The sequence below is a fragment of the Vreelandella neptunia genome (assembly GCF_022489065.1).
Classification (GTDB): domain Bacteria; phylum Pseudomonadota; class Gammaproteobacteria; order Pseudomonadales; family Halomonadaceae; genus Vreelandella; species Vreelandella neptunia_A.
This window is the reverse complement of the sequence record NZ_JAKVTW010000023.1, coordinates 39,346-51,571: the sequence shown is the minus strand read 5'-3', so window position 1 is coordinate 51,571 and position 12,226 is coordinate 39,346. Positions and strand designations below refer to the sequence as shown.

The 12,226-nt window shown below is 53.8% G+C and carries 17 protein-coding genes; 7 read left to right on the top strand and 10 right to left on the bottom strand.

Annotation, left to right across the window (positions count from 1 at the left end):
* Positions 1 to 204: 204 nt before the first annotated feature.
* Both MLE19_RS20715 and MLE19_RS20710 read left to right on the top strand, forming a co-directional pair.
* Positions 205 to 393, top strand: coding sequence for a hypothetical protein (locus tag MLE19_RS20715; RefSeq protein WP_240720164.1), 189 nt, complete (start codon positions 205 to 207; stop codon positions 391 to 393).
* 115 nt (positions 394 to 508) lie between these two features.
* Positions 509 to 1,084 (top strand): isochorismatase family protein, encoded by a 576-nt coding sequence (locus MLE19_RS20710; RefSeq protein ID WP_240720162.1) that lies wholly within the window; start codon positions 509 to 511, stop codon positions 1,082 to 1,084.
* A gap of 38 nt (positions 1,085 to 1,122) precedes the next feature.
* Here the strand turns inward: MLE19_RS20710 and yaaA are convergent, their stop codons facing one another.
* Positions 1,123 to 1,902: a peroxide stress protein YaaA gene (gene yaaA / locus MLE19_RS20705; RefSeq protein WP_240720159.1), complete on the bottom strand. Its 780-nt coding sequence runs from the start codon at positions 1,900 to 1,902 to the stop codon at positions 1,123 to 1,125.
* Positions 1,903 to 2,032: 130 nt separating this feature from the next.
* Positions 2,033 to 3,064, bottom strand: a complete 1,032-nt coding sequence (locus MLE19_RS20700; protein ID WP_240720157.1) for an NADP(H)-dependent aldo-keto reductase — start codon at positions 3,062 to 3,064, stop codon at positions 2,033 to 2,035.
* Between the two features lie 245 nt (positions 3,065 to 3,309).
* Between MLE19_RS20700 and MLE19_RS20695 the strand changes: the two genes are divergently transcribed.
* Positions 3,310 to 3,804 (top strand): tetratricopeptide repeat protein, encoded by a 495-nt coding sequence (locus MLE19_RS20695; protein WP_240720155.1) that lies wholly within the window; start codon positions 3,310 to 3,312, stop codon positions 3,802 to 3,804.
* 34 nt (positions 3,805 to 3,838) lie between these two features.
* The gene (locus MLE19_RS20690) at positions 3,839 to 4,351 is read left to right on the top strand and encodes a hypothetical protein (protein ID WP_240720153.1); all 513 of its coding nucleotides are present in this window, start codon (positions 3,839 to 3,841) and stop codon (positions 4,349 to 4,351) included.
* Between the two features lie 32 nt (positions 4,352 to 4,383).
* On the opposite strand, the gene MLE19_RS20685 is transcribed toward MLE19_RS20690, so the two are convergent.
* The 5 genes from MLE19_RS20685 to MLE19_RS20665 form a co-directional block, all read right to left on the bottom strand.
* Positions 4,384 to 4,926, bottom strand: a complete 543-nt coding sequence (locus MLE19_RS20685) for a TIGR00730 family Rossman fold protein (RefSeq protein ID WP_240720152.1) — start codon at positions 4,924 to 4,926, stop codon at positions 4,384 to 4,386.
* Between the two features lie 75 nt (positions 4,927 to 5,001).
* Positions 5,002 to 5,523 carry a DUF501 domain-containing protein gene (locus tag MLE19_RS20680; RefSeq protein WP_240720151.1) on the bottom strand — a complete coding sequence of 174 codons (522 nt, stop codon included), beginning with the start codon at positions 5,521 to 5,523 and terminating at the stop codon, positions 5,002 to 5,004.
* On the bottom strand, positions 5,495 to 5,821 hold the full coding sequence (locus MLE19_RS20675) for a hypothetical protein (RefSeq protein WP_240720150.1): 327 nt from the start codon (positions 5,819 to 5,821) through the stop codon (positions 5,495 to 5,497). The genes MLE19_RS20680 and MLE19_RS20675 overlap by 29 nt, the downstream gene beginning before the upstream one ends.
* A gap of 42 nt (positions 5,822 to 5,863) precedes the next feature.
* Complete coding sequence (locus MLE19_RS20670) at positions 5,864 to 6,271, bottom strand: acyl-CoA thioesterase (RefSeq protein WP_240720148.1); 408 nt, start codon at positions 6,269 to 6,271, stop codon at positions 5,864 to 5,866.
* 101 nt (positions 6,272 to 6,372) lie between these two features.
* Positions 6,373 to 6,804 (bottom strand): hypothetical protein, encoded by a 432-nt coding sequence (locus MLE19_RS20665; protein WP_240720146.1) that lies wholly within the window; start codon positions 6,802 to 6,804, stop codon positions 6,373 to 6,375.
* A 37-nt stretch (positions 6,805 to 6,841) separates the two neighbouring features.
* On the opposite strand from MLE19_RS20665, the gene MLE19_RS20660 reads away from it, so the two are divergent.
* Entirely contained in the window at positions 6,842 to 8,008 is a 1,167-nt protein-coding gene (locus MLE19_RS20660; RefSeq protein ID WP_240720144.1) for a MalY/PatB family protein, read from the top strand.
* Positions 8,009 to 8,015: 7 nt separating this feature from the next.
* Here MLE19_RS20660 and MLE19_RS20655 read toward each other — a convergent pair whose 3' ends face one another.
* The 3 genes from MLE19_RS20655 to MLE19_RS20645 form a co-directional block, all read right to left on the bottom strand.
* Positions 8,016 to 8,960, bottom strand: coding sequence for a co-chaperone YbbN (locus MLE19_RS20655; protein ID WP_240720142.1), 945 nt, complete (start codon positions 8,958 to 8,960; stop codon positions 8,016 to 8,018).
* A gap of 194 nt (positions 8,961 to 9,154) precedes the next feature.
* A complete protein-coding gene (locus MLE19_RS20650) occupies positions 9,155 to 10,213 on the bottom strand; it encodes an SDR family oxidoreductase (protein WP_240720140.1) in 1,059 nt (352 codons plus the stop codon).
* A 275-nt stretch (positions 10,214 to 10,488) separates the two neighbouring features.
* Positions 10,489 to 10,869, bottom strand: coding sequence for a gamma-glutamylcyclotransferase family protein (locus MLE19_RS20645; protein WP_240720138.1), 381 nt, complete (start codon positions 10,867 to 10,869; stop codon positions 10,489 to 10,491).
* Positions 10,870 to 11,552: 683 nt separating this feature from the next.
* On the opposite strand from MLE19_RS20645, the gene MLE19_RS20640 reads away from it, so the two are divergent.
* Both MLE19_RS20640 and MLE19_RS20635 read left to right on the top strand, forming a co-directional pair.
* A complete protein-coding gene (locus MLE19_RS20640) occupies positions 11,553 to 11,876 on the top strand; it encodes a type II toxin-antitoxin system RelE/ParE family toxin (RefSeq protein ID WP_035565904.1) in 324 nt (107 codons plus the stop codon).
* Positions 11,877 to 11,902: 26 nt separating this feature from the next.
* Positions 11,903 to 12,196: a helix-turn-helix domain-containing protein gene (locus tag MLE19_RS20635; protein WP_039860777.1), complete on the top strand. Its 294-nt coding sequence runs from the start codon at positions 11,903 to 11,905 to the stop codon at positions 12,194 to 12,196.
* The last annotated feature ends 30 nt before the right edge of the window (positions 12,197 to 12,226 follow it).

Here is a 12,226-nt window from a genome sequence, read left to right as displayed (position 1 = left end):
ATGGTCGGACAAAGTGATAATAGTGGCCGGGAGCTGACGCGAGCTCACGCATGCGCATGAACATTTAGCCCTTAAAATAATGAAACATGTGTTTGAAGTTTATTGATAACAATAGATTGCGTATTTATCATGGTGTTGTTGCCACGCAGCATCTAGTATTATGGTGTACGTACCCAGAAGTAAAATCTCAGGAGGAGAAACGGTATGACGACGCAATTAGCCAAGAAGTTAGCAATCGCCCTGTTTATGGCCTTGATGGCAGGCGGACTTGTCGCTTGTGATGATCAAGGCCCTGCTGAAGAAGCGGGTGAAAATATTGATAATGCTGCAGAAGATGCCGGGGAGAGCATGGAAGAGCTCGGCGAAGATATGGAAGATGCCGCCGAGGACTAAGCCCAGTATTTGATTGAAGAGTTAACCGAAGCAGTCGCTAAAAAGCGGCTGCTTTATTGTTTGTATCATGACTATTATGGTTGGCCTGGATAACGATAAAAATTAAGGAGGCAACATGCAGCTACAGTGTGACAAAAGCTTACTGCTAATGGTCGATTTCCAGGCACGATTACTACCTGTGATTGAGGGTGGTCAAGACGCCGTTAACGAAGCGGCTTGGTTAGGTGAAATGGCGTGCTTGCTTGAGGTGCCGGTGTGGCTAACAGAACAGAATCCTGAGAAATTGGGCGCTACTGCACCAATGTTACTGGCCGCTCTAGACGACTATAAACTGTGGCAGAAGCAGCATTTCGGCGTCATGGCAGAAACGGAATTTCGTGAGGCATTAACAGCATCAGGAAAAACACAGATAGTACTGTGTGGAACAGAAGCGCATATCTGTGTCTTGCAAACGGGGTTGGGGTTGTTAGCGGCAGGCTATGAGCTTTACTGGCTTAGCGAAGCCTCTGCCAGCCGCCGCCCGCAAGAGGCTGCAATGGCGCGTGAGCGTGCTTGCGCAAGCGGTGCTGTGGCGGTGACAGCTGATATGGTGGCTTATGAGTGGCTACACCGCTGTGAAACAGCGCAGTTTAAAGAGGCGCACCAGCGGTTTTTAAAGCCGCGTTCTTCACGCCCCGTACATTTTTTCTAGATAGTATTTTCTAGCTTGTACCAGCCCCGCCGTTCGCTTTAGCGATCGGCTTCTTTGCGAGTGAAAACGAAGGTATCACCCTGAGACGCCGAGGCATCGAAGCGATAGCCGGCCACGTCGAACGCCTTGAGTTGATCTGGATCGTTAACCTGCTGCTGGATAAGCCAGGCACTCATCAGTCCGCGTGCTTTTTTGGCATAGAAACTGATGATTTTAAAGGTACCGTTTTTCTCATCTTTAAACACCGGTGTAATAATTCGCGCATTAAGCTGCTTGGTGTCTACCGCTTTGAAGTACTCATTTGAGGCGAGGTTAACCAGCACGTTGGAGCCGCTTTCTGCAATGGCCTCATTGAGTGCGAGTGTTAGGGTGGGCTGCCAGTAAGCATAGAGATCTTTACCGGCACTGTTAGGCAGCTTAGTGCCCATCTCTAGCCGATACGGCTGAATTAAGTCCAGTGGCCGTAGCAAGCCATATAAGCCAGAAAGTATGCGCAGATGTGATTGCGCATAGCGGTTATCAGCCTCACTGAAGCTCTCGGCTTGTAAGCCGGTATAGACGTCACCCTGAAAAGCCTGTGCAGCGGGTTTGGCATTGCTCAGAGTGAAGGGCGGGCGCCACTCTTCAAAACGCGCCGCATTCAGGCCCGCTAATTTATCGCTGATTCCCATGAGTTCACTGATTTGCTGCGGCGAGTAGTCGCGCAGAATAGTGATAAGCGCCTGACTCTGTTTCAGAAAGTCAGGTTGGGTCACCTGCTCAGTGGTCGGTGGGGTTTCAAAATCCAGCGTTTTGGCGGGAGAGATAACACTCAGCATCGCATGCTCCTGGTCGTGCTCTAGTAAATAAAAGCGTTATATAAGTGAGCTCAGTATACCAAGCCTCGGCGAAGGCCGAGGCTATAGCGGTGATAGCTTAGTGAGAGTCGACGGTGCTTTTAACAGCTGTTCAAGGGCAGGGGTTCGGCATGCGGCGGTGAATATCTTCGATGGCCTCAAGCACTTCGTTGTCCAGCTTGAGGCTCTCGCTGTCAAGATTGCTTTCCAACTGCTCCATGGTAGTCGCACCAATAATATTGCTGGTCAAGAAGCTGCGAGAGTTAACAAACGCCAGCGCCATTTGTGCAGGATCCAGCTCGTGCTTTTCAGCAAGCGCAACGTAAGCCTGGGTGGCCGCTTCGGCTTCGGGCGAAGTGTAACGCTTGAAGCGCTCATACAGCGTCAAACGACCTTTGGGTGGCTGCGCGCCATTCAGGTATTTACCTGAGAGTACCCCAAACCCTAGCGGTGAATAGGCAAGTAGGCCGACATCTTCACGGTGGGCAATTTCCGCCAAGCCAACTTCAAAAGAGCGGTTGAGCAGGTTGTAGGGGTTTTGAATAGAGGCCACGCGTGGTAAGTCCAGCTGCTCTGCCAGCTGTAGCGAGCGCATGACGCCCCAGGGGGTGTCATTGGAGAGCCCTATAGCCCGCACCTTACCTGCATCGATCAGCTCTTTCAGCGCAGAGAGCGTTTCTTCTAACGGCGTCGCGTCTTCGTCTTCGCTGTGCACATAACCCAATTTGCCGAAGAAATTAGTTTGCCGGTCGGGCCAGTGCAGTTGGTAAAGATCTATATAGTCGGTATTTAACCGCTCTAGGCTTGTATCGATAGCTTGGTGAATATGCTGACGAGTAAGGCGCGGGCCTCCACGAATATGATCAAGCCCTGGGCCAGCGGCTTTGGTGGCAATGATCAGGTCGTCCCGAGCCCCACGCTGCTTTAACCAACTGCCAATATAGCGCTCTGTAAGGCCTTGAGTAGTGGCCATCGGGGGCACAGGGTACATTTCAGCGGTATCAATGAAATTGATACCAAATGCCACGGCTCGGTCAAGCTGCTCATGGGCTTCGGCTTCGCTATTTTGCTCGCCAAATGTCATCGTGCCTAAGCAGAGTCGGCTTACCTCTATGCCGGTTCTGCCAAGTGGGCGCGTTTGCATTTTTATCTCCTTGCTAAGGCGAAATTGCCACAAGATAAGCTGCCATTACCAGGATGGTTTGCGGCCTATGAAGGGCATGTTAGCGAGGCTCTTTGAAAGCAGCAAATTAATGGGGTTGAGTCGTCGCAAAGGCAGGCGTATGCTTGCCAGCCCATCGACCGGCTAAAGGCCGGTTTCTCGTGTGGTTGGCAGCTATTTTGTGACTGCTGGCCCAAGGTTCCAACAGATAGGCAGGGTGGTTTGCCATGCTGCAGGCATCAACGTTGTTTACTCGGCTAGAGTTTCGCCTAGCTGAAAGGTTGTTTCATAATCACTGGCTGCTGCCGCGTTCACCGCGCACCCAGCGTTTAACGATGCGCTTGTTTAAGCGCTGTGCGGAAGCGGGTCATCCTGACGCGCTCTCCGTATATGGCCACATGTTGTTTCATCGCAGTCAGACCCCGCAAGACAAGGCGCGTGGTGCGCGATACGTTCTGGAAGCAGCGCATGCCGGGGATGTAAAGTCACAATACCAGGTGGCACAAATCCACGAGCACGGCTGTGCTCAGTACCCGCGTCGCGAAGACTACGCGGTCACCTGGTACGCACGTGCTGCCCAATCTGGGCACTACTTGGCTGCGGAGCGACTGGCCCGAGCCTATCGCTTGGGCGAGTTGGGTTTGGCGGTGGATAACGAGCGGGCCGCTTACTGGCAGCGACAGGCAGAACAGCAGACGCTAGATGACGTGGCCGTCGCATAGAGCGCTACCGCGTTTTGATTGAGTGAGGAAGGTTGTGTCCGAGACGCTACCCACAGTATTAGATATTGAAGCGTCCGGATTTGGGCGTGGCAGCTATCCCATCGAAGTTGGCATCGCCCGTGCTGATGGAAGCTGCTGTGCCTTTCTCATTCAACCGTTAGACGAGTGGACGCATTGGGACCCAAAAGCCGAACTGCTACACGGTATCTCGCGCGAGCGCCTCATTCAGGAAGGTTATCCGGTACGTCAGGTTGCCCATTGGTTAAATGATGAGCTGCGAGAGCTGGGCAAGGCTTACAGCGACAGCTGGGGTTACGACAATACGTGGCTTTCTCTGCTCTTCCATCACGCGGGGATGCTGCCGCGTTTTCGCCTTGAGGCATTAAGAATACTGCTCAGCGAAGAGCAGCAGGCGTTATGGAGCGATACCAAAGAAGCAATGATTGCCGAGCGCGGCATTCACCGGCACCGGGCGGGTGAAGATGCACGTTTGCTGCAATTAACTTATCAGCATACCCTCAGGCTCACCGAGCGCATGAGCCGCTAACGCTATTCAGATTAGCGCTATTCAGAATAGCGCTATAGCTGGGCTTCTACTATATCAAGCAGCTCACCGGGCGTCGCTGCATCGAGCAACATATCGCGGGTGGCGGACGCTAAAAAACCATGGCTGACAGTGCTGTCTAAAAATGTCAGCAGGGGCGAGTAAAACTCATCGATATTGAGCAGGCCCATGGGCTTTTCATGCAGCCCCAAATAGCCCCATGTCCAAATTTCAAACAGCTCTTCAAAGGTGCCTATCCCGCCGGGTAAGGCGATAAAAGCATCGGCGTTGGCCGCCATGGTGGCTTTGCGTTCGTGCATATTACGCACCCGAATCAGCTCGCTTAACCCCAAGTGTGCCTGTTCGCGCTCCACTAAGTGATCCGGCATCACGCCAATGGCTTCGCCGCCAGCCTCCAGCGCCGCGTTCGCTAACTCACCCATTAGACCGATGCGTGCGCCGCCATAAACCAGGGTATGGCCGCGTTCAGCAAGCGTGCGTCCTAGTTTATTAGTCGCCTGACGGAAAGCAGGGCTATTGCCTTCCCGAGAACCAAGGTAAACGCAGATTCGAGCCATTCGTTTATTCCCTATCGTTGAAATATGAACGTCGCTAAAACCGTAGCTAAAGAAAATGAAGCTAATGAGAGGGGCTTAGGGTAAAAAGCGGTCTACCTGATGGTGCTCATCCATCCACTGCCCAATCACGTTATCGCCGCACAAGTGGTGAGCATACTGGGTGTGCAGGCAGCGTATCTGGTGCCAGTTACTAATACCGCCAATGCCTCGTTCGGTCATCACGTTGGTGTAACCCAACTTAGCGACTTCTTCGCGTTGAGCATCGCTCATATAGTCCCAGCGAGCGGAGACGTAGTCACGATGACTCTGTTGATAAGCTTCAAGAAATTCAGGTTCTTCCTGAAGGCGTTGTTCGAGCGCTTTAATAACGCCAACGGCTTCGATGCGGGAAATCTCAACTTTCAGCACATCGGAGCAGAGCCAATACAGGGTGGGGAAGGGTTTGCCATCGACAATGGGGGCCATGCGCAATACCAGCGGGGTTCCTTCACCATCGGTGGCGGCGACTGCTTCAATACCACGCGGAGCGCGGCCAAGCTGTTGAGCGATAATGGCAAGCTGACGTTCGTCAGGCGCCTGATTGGTGCGTATCACCATCGGGTTGGTCTCTCACAAATTTATTTGAGCGGCCAACGGCACGGAAAAAGCAGCGATTGAGCTGTTCAGGCGACGCGACATAGCACCACGTCCGCTCACAGTATTCAGCGGCTCGTGCCATTAGCACATCATAGAGGCGATTGAAGGGGGCATCATAATCGTAGGGGTCGGCCCCAAACAAGCGGATATGCGGATAGTCGGCGAAGCGTTCGACAAAATAGTTTTCCAGATCGGCCTCTACGGCACGGTGCTGGGCCACGTTGTCAGGGTCTATCCAGAGGTTGTAGCGGATGGCCATTACACAGGCTCCTGTTGCCCCGGCAGAGCGGGGCAGCGGTAATCAGGCGGGCTCAGGCGCGTCTTGCAGGTGCGACGTTAGTGCCTCGCGTAGGTCGCCCTCGATGGGCATGGCACATTTGGCATCATGGTCATACTGCACCATAACGGTGTGCCCAAGGTTTGTAAGTTTGCCGTGCTGACGCGCCTCTTGGGTTACCGTAAATGAACTATTGCCCAGACGCGTTAAATACGTACGTATTTCGATGTCGTGACCGTAAAACAGTTCAGCCCGGTAGTCGACCTCCATGCGCGCCATAATCAATCGCCACTTCTTAGGATTTAAGTCAGGCGTAAAGAGCTTGAATAGATCGTTACGAGCCAGCTCAAACCATGCAGGTAGGCGAGTATTATTAATATGCCCCAAGGCATCGGTGTCGTAAAACGCGGGCTCAATGGTGCGGGTGAACATGGCATGTCCTTGTAGTTATGAAGAGGGTTATGAAAGAAGTAGCTATAGGCATAACGGAGCTCTTCAGGATTAACCCTAGCAAGCGCTTGGTCAAGCTTCTGTTATACCAAACGTAGCCCTTGCTGATCACGCCAAGCCGCTTCTAGGGCCTCTTGTAGAGGGGCTTTTAAGTGCGCAGGAAGAGCATCATGAGCCGCTTGCAATGAATCAAATGAGCGATTGCGTAGCCAGCAATACGCCCAGGCACAGGCTTCAGACTCGCTATCCGGGGTAGGGCGGGCGGGCATTTGATTAAGTAGAAATACGGCAGTGCGCGGCGCCCATAGCGGCATCTCGCCGAGCTCATCCTGGCTCCACTGCTCAAGAGTCTCGCCGCTGGGTGTGGCGTCGGGGGTGCCTAATTTCGCAACCCGTGCCGTTTCGGCCAAAATGAGCGCTAGCTGGTCTAAATTCGCCTGCCCAAGCGAGCGCCATTGCCGCAGCAGCGCAGACAGCCCCGCCCGCATCTTGGTATAAAAGTCATCTTGCGGCATGCTCGGCACAACCCCTATTTAATGAGTGAGATGAGTAATGGTCTATGATTTTGCCACGCCTGTGGAACGACGCCACCCTGAAGGTGGTTGGGCATCGCAAAAATGGCACCGCTACGGCGACGACGTATTACCACTGTGGGTGGCTGATATGGATTTTCGCTCTCCGCCTGCGGTGATTGATGCCCTGCAGGCAAGGGTAGCTCACGGCGTGTATGGTTATGGCGAAGTGCCCGCTACGTTAACAGAAACCCTCTGCCAGTGGAGTGCTCACCACTATGACTGGCCTATACAGTCCGAGTGGCAGCAATGGCTCCCAGGCGTCGTGCCTGCCTTACATCTAGCCGCACTGGCGCTTACCGAGCCAGGCGACGGTGTATTGACGGTAGCTCCCATCTATCCGCCCTTCCTAGCGGTTGCCGAGCGTACTGGCCGACTGCCCCAGCAAGCGATGTTGTCAGCGCCCACAGCGCCAGGGGAGTCTTGGCAGCTCGATATTGCCGCCCTGGAGGCAGCGATTACCCCCCAGACGCGATTGCTTCTGTGGTGTCAGCCCCACAACCCGACGGGGCGCGTATGGCGCCATGAGGAGCTTGCTGCACTCGCTGAATTGGTCGAGCGTCATGATCTATGGGTGGTCTCAGATGAGGTTCACTGTGATCTGCTATTAGACGAAGGCGCGCGTCACCGACCGTTAGTGGCCGCGTTCCCTGCCTTGGCTAAGCGCACGATTACGCTTTGGGCGCCGTCTAAAACCTTTAATTTGGCGGGATTAACCAGCGCCTGTGCCGTGATTCCCGATCCTGAATTGCGCCAGCGTTTTGCGGCAGCGTCAAAAGGGCTGCTGCCCGATGGCAACGTGCTTGGCTTGGTCGCTGCAGAGGCAGCTTATCGTGATGGTGAGCCGTGGCGTCAGGCGTTATTAAACGTACTCCGCGAACACCGCGCAACGCTGGAGGCACGCGTAGCTAGCTGGCCCGGCGTTCATTGGAGTGCGCCAGAATCGACGTATCTAGCGTGGTTGGATATGCGCGAAGCAGGTTTGGGAGATGCGCCCTATAAGACGTTATTGAAAGAGACTGGAGTGGCGCTTTCAGACGGGGCTGCCTTTGGCTGCCCCGGCTTTGTGCGGCTTAACTTAGGTACCACTGCCTCCCAATTGGAAGCGGCACTAGCTCGCATGGATAATTTGCTAAAACGGGGCTGAATAACCTTTAGTAAAGCATGGCAAAGAGTTTACGGCGGTAAGCAACGGTCAGCGGGTGATCGGCGCCGAGTGCGTCGAACACCTGTAACAGCGTTTTACGCGCCGCGTCATCGTTATAGGCGCGATCTTGCTTCATCAGTGCCAGCAACGCTTCTAAGCCTGCATCATACTGACCATCCGCCACTTGGCGCAGGGCGCGCTGGTACTGCGCTTCGCTATCGGTGCGATCACCCAGTGCGGCGATCTCTTCGGCTGAAAGTGCCTGCTCGCTAAATTCGATGCTGGCGCGTACGCCCCGCGCCGGTGCTGCGTCGCGCTCTTCCGGCGGCAGGTTGTCCAGCACTTGCCGCGCCTCATTGCCTTGGCCTTCGGCCACCAACACGCGAGCGAACGCTACCTGATAGGCATAGTGCTCTGGATACTGGCCCATCAGCGTTTGGTAAATCTCGCGCGCGCCCGCTGTATCGCCCGATTTGAGCGCTTCTTCAGCCTGCTCTTCGGGCGTGGGCGGGGCTTCGCCGGGTGCGGGAAAGTAGCGATTCAGCCACTCACGCACTTCTTTTTCCGGCAGGGCGCCTTGGAAGCCATCGACTAACCCGCCCTGGCTAATCAGCTTCACATCGGGCACAGAGCGTACGCCGAGTTGGCCGGCGATTTCAGCATTCGCTTCAATATCGAGCTTGGCGAGCAGAAAAGCGCCCGCGTACTCAACCACCAGCTTATCCAGCACTGCTAATAGCGTGCTGCTGCTACCTTCAGAAGGCGAGTAGCAGCCCATTAGCACCGGTACCTGCATGGAGGCTTCCAGCACCTGCTGAATATTGCCTGCGTTAAGCTCGATAATGACATCTTCGGGGCGCACCGCTGCTTGCTCATCGTTAGGCAGTGCAGCATCGGCATTTCCGGTATCTGCCGTAAGCGGCTTACCTGAACGGGGATCAATAATCGACATGGGTAGACTCGTCAGCTAAAAATGAGAAATAGTTCCCCATGATATGCAGGCGTAGCCTGGAGGATTCAAGGAATGAAGAGGAAATAAAACTTAATGCGGGGTGGTTTAAAGCTTCAACAAATGACCAAGAGAGAACCAGGGCGCGGGGAGCGCCCTGGTACCGGTGCTTTTTCTGGTGCTGTTTCTATTAATGCTTAAGGAATAATACGTTCCGCACGAAGGCGGGCGAACAGGTCAAAAAATGCCGCGCGTGTTTCGCGGAAGTGGTCAAAGCCGAAATCACGCGACTTGGTAACATCGTTGACGCACTCAAGTTCGCGCCCAAGGTCCGCATCGGTGTGCCACCAGGAAGCCAGCTTGGTAACGTCGGCTTCAATCAGGCCATTTTGCTCGGCAATCTCCGCCCAGATGGGTGCGATATCCGCCATCTGTTCTTCTAAAGGCTGTGGTGTTTCCGGGCAGTCGGCCACTTCAAGCTCGAAAAACTCACCCATTTCACGCCACAGTCGACGCCAGCGGAAAACATCGCCATTGACCGTATTGAAGGCTTCATTATGTGCGCCTGGCGTCATGGCTGCCCACTCTAACTGCCGTGCCAGTACAAGCGCATCGGTTAGGTCGGTCAACGCGTTCCACTGCACCTGGGAGCCAGGGAAGACGAACGGCTTGCCCGTTGCCTTACAGATAGACGCGTAAACCGCCAGTGTCACGCCCATATTCATGGCGTTACCGCGGGCATAGCCAATCACCGTGTGCGGACGGTGTACGTTCCAGCTAAAGCCATCACGCTCGGCCGCTGCGAACATAATGTCTTCAAGGGTGTAGTAGAAGTTCTCGCCGGGTACGCGAGGCGCTGATTCACGAAACGGTGTCTCGGTCTTGCCGCTACCGTAGTTCTCGAAGGCGCCCAAGTACTGCTTGGTGCCTGTCACTAGCGAGACATGCGCCAAGCTTGCGCCCTGCAAAGCATCAAGCAAGTTGTGCATCATCGTGCCGTTGGCTTCGACATTCGCTTTCTCATTGTCGCGGCGTACCCAGGTGCAATAGAACACGTGGGTGATGGGTAGCTCAGCTAGTGCAGCAGCCGTGGCCTCGCGATCGAGTAAATCGGTAGCGACAGGAATCACCCCTGCTTGATCAGTGGGTCGGCGAGATAGGCCGTAAACGGTCCATCCGCTAGCCGTGAGGTAGCTGGCCAGATTGCCGCCAGTAATGCCGGTAGCGCCGACGACGAGTGCTGTGCCTTTGCGCATCGTTAACTCCTTTATGCAGACAAGATATGTTAAACGGACAACGAGAACATCCTTATGCCCGATGAAAGACAGTCTGGGGGCTGAAGATCATTGCTACAATCGGATAAATCACAAATCATTATTGCGCTATGTGCAACTTGATAGAAATTAAGGTGTTAAGCGTTAAACTCAGGTCGGCATTTAACTCGGGACAGCATTGAGTGAGGGCAGGGTAAGTTGTGTTTGATCATAGGTAGAAATGGGAGAGGGTGGATACATTTCCACAATAAAGCCGCTTACCATTCACCGCTGCTGATGTGCTGGGTGTCATCAACATCCGCATTATATAGATAACACCACGCCTCCCCATACTGGGTCGCTAGCACGGCGCGGTCGTATACGCCTTCATTGGGCGCGTCATGAAAGTAGTCTTCTAATTCATCAAGTCGCTTTAATTGCTGAGCGTCGATGGCATAAATTTCGACCACTGTGCCGTTTGAGGCGGCTAATTTCGCACCTGGGTAAGGGCCAAGGTCGTATAGGGTAATAGCGTCCAAACGGTCATGACCGATGAGTGTCGCACCTTCAAGCCAATGGTGATTTCGCTGCCCCTTTTTCAGCGTGCCGTACACAGCGACTCTGGGGCAGCGCTGAATATCGCGTTGCAGGTAATTCATCGTGTCGCCTCCATAATCTACAGGCGCAAAAAAGCCGCTACCTTTCGGTAACGGCTTTCTCTATGTTTGGTAGCGGGGACCGGATTTGAACCGATGACGGTTATGAGCCGGATTGATTTGATTTCCTTAGCACTGCTTTATTTGTTGTTATTTGTCTAAAGAGCCTACTATATAAGGGTTTTCGTCGGTTTTTGAAATGCTGTCTAGGTAATTTAAGGTCAATCTCGCACGCTAAAAAGTGTCACAAAATAAAATGTAAAATTTACAGCATAAATGACCGTTAGGCTGCTGCTGAGGTCGGCAGCGGGTTAGCCGGACTCTGAAACCGGCGAGACTGGCATCATAGGTTTTGTCAGAACGGATTGTTTGGTATGCCAGTTCCCGTGAGATGGCGCTGGGCGGATGTTCCAATTGTCGGGCGATGGTTCGGATTTAGTAGTGAACCCGCATCTGCATGATGGCGGCTCGGTCTTCAGTAGAGAGGTCGCAATAGCAATGAGTCGTGGCAAAACCATACCGGAGGGTAAGATATTGCATTTGGTCATTGAGACCGCCAACCCAAGTGCGAATAGTCAACGGCATCTTATTGGTGATACGGCTACAGTGGAAGCAGCTTGAAGCATTCGATTGATGAGTTTATTATATCTGAACTGATATAAATTTATGGCAGTTAAGGAGCCAGCGTGGCGCGCAAGAAACCTGTTGCATTCGTTGGAGACTCGAAGGATCGGCTGCGCGACTTCTCTCTGGACGCCAAGCGAGAAGCGGGGTTTCAGATAGACAAGATTCAGGCTGGAGGCCAGCCGGACGATTTCCGCCCAATGCCAAGCGTTGGCCCTGGTGTCATGGAAATCCGCATTCGGGAACACAACGGCGCCTTTCGGGTCTTCTACGTGGCCAACCGGGGCGACGCGGTATTTGTGCTCCACTGCTTCCAGAAGAAAACCCAGCAGACCGCCAAAAAAGACATCGACTTGGGCAAGCAGCGATACAAGGAGCTGCCCTGAGCCCAACCACCAAGCGAGGTTAGAAAATGGCCATCGAGTATTACGACAGTGTGTGGGACGCCATCGAGGACACTCCTGAAGAGGCGCTGAACATGCGGCTGCGCTCCGAGCTCATGGCGAGGATTGCTGGCCGTGTAAGGGAGTGGGATATTACTCAGAAAGAGGCTGCACATCGTCTGGGAATCACCCAACCCCGCCTCAACGACTTGCTGAACGGCCAGATTAATAAGTTCAGTCTCGATGCTTTGGTCAACCTGACGGGGCCAGCTAACTTCCATCTCGAACTGGAGATTGAAGACGAGAAGGAAGTAGCCGCCTGAGAGTGACCAGATAAACTGGGTTCAGCTAGA

Bases quoted from the DNA above. Each gene is read 5' to 3' on its own strand.
- MLE19_RS20650 (WP_240720140.1), bottom strand. From the start codon at position 10,213: ATGCGCAAAGGCACAGCACTCGTCGTCGGCGCTACCGGCATTACTGGC.
- MLE19_RS20675 (WP_240720150.1), bottom strand. From the start codon at position 5,821: ATGGCCATCCGCTACAACCTCTGGATAGACCCTGACAACGTGGCCCAG.
- MLE19_RS20635 (WP_039860777.1), top strand. From the start codon at position 11,903: ATGGCCATCGAGTATTACGACAGTGTGTGGGACGCCATCGAGGACACT.
- MLE19_RS20685 (WP_240720152.1), bottom strand. From the start codon at position 4,926: ATGGCTCGAATCTGCGTTTACCTTGGTTCTCGGGAAGGCAATAGCCCT.
- MLE19_RS20665 (WP_240720146.1), bottom strand. From the start codon at position 6,804: ATGCCGCAAGATGACTTTTATACCAAGATGCGGGCGGGGCTGTCTGCG.
- MLE19_RS20695 (WP_240720155.1), top strand. From the start codon at position 3,310: ATGCTGCAGGCATCAACGTTGTTTACTCGGCTAGAGTTTCGCCTAGCT.
- MLE19_RS20715 (WP_240720164.1), top strand. From the start codon at position 205: ATGACGACGCAATTAGCCAAGAAGTTAGCAATCGCCCTGTTTATGGCC.
- MLE19_RS20700 (WP_240720157.1), bottom strand. From the start codon at position 3,064: ATGCAAACGCGCCCACTTGGCAGAACCGGCATAGAGGTAAGCCGACTC.
- MLE19_RS20645 (WP_240720138.1), bottom strand. From the start codon at position 10,869: ATGAATTACCTGCAACGCGATATTCAGCGCTGCCCCAGAGTCGCTGTG.
- MLE19_RS20660 (WP_240720144.1), top strand. From the start codon at position 6,842: ATGGTCTATGATTTTGCCACGCCTGTGGAACGACGCCACCCTGAAGGT.
- MLE19_RS20680 (WP_240720151.1), bottom strand. From the start codon at position 5,523: ATGGTGATACGCACCAATCAGGCGCCTGACGAACGTCAGCTTGCCATT.
- MLE19_RS20655 (WP_240720142.1), bottom strand. From the start codon at position 8,960: ATGTCGATTATTGATCCCCGTTCAGGTAAGCCGCTTACGGCAGATACC.
- MLE19_RS20710 (WP_240720162.1), top strand. From the start codon at position 509: ATGCAGCTACAGTGTGACAAAAGCTTACTGCTAATGGTCGATTTCCAG.
- MLE19_RS20670 (WP_240720148.1), bottom strand. From the start codon at position 6,271: ATGTTCACCCGCACCATTGAGCCCGCGTTTTACGACACCGATGCCTTG.
- yaaA (WP_240720159.1), bottom strand. From the start codon at position 1,902: ATGCTGAGTGTTATCTCTCCCGCCAAAACGCTGGATTTTGAAACCCCA.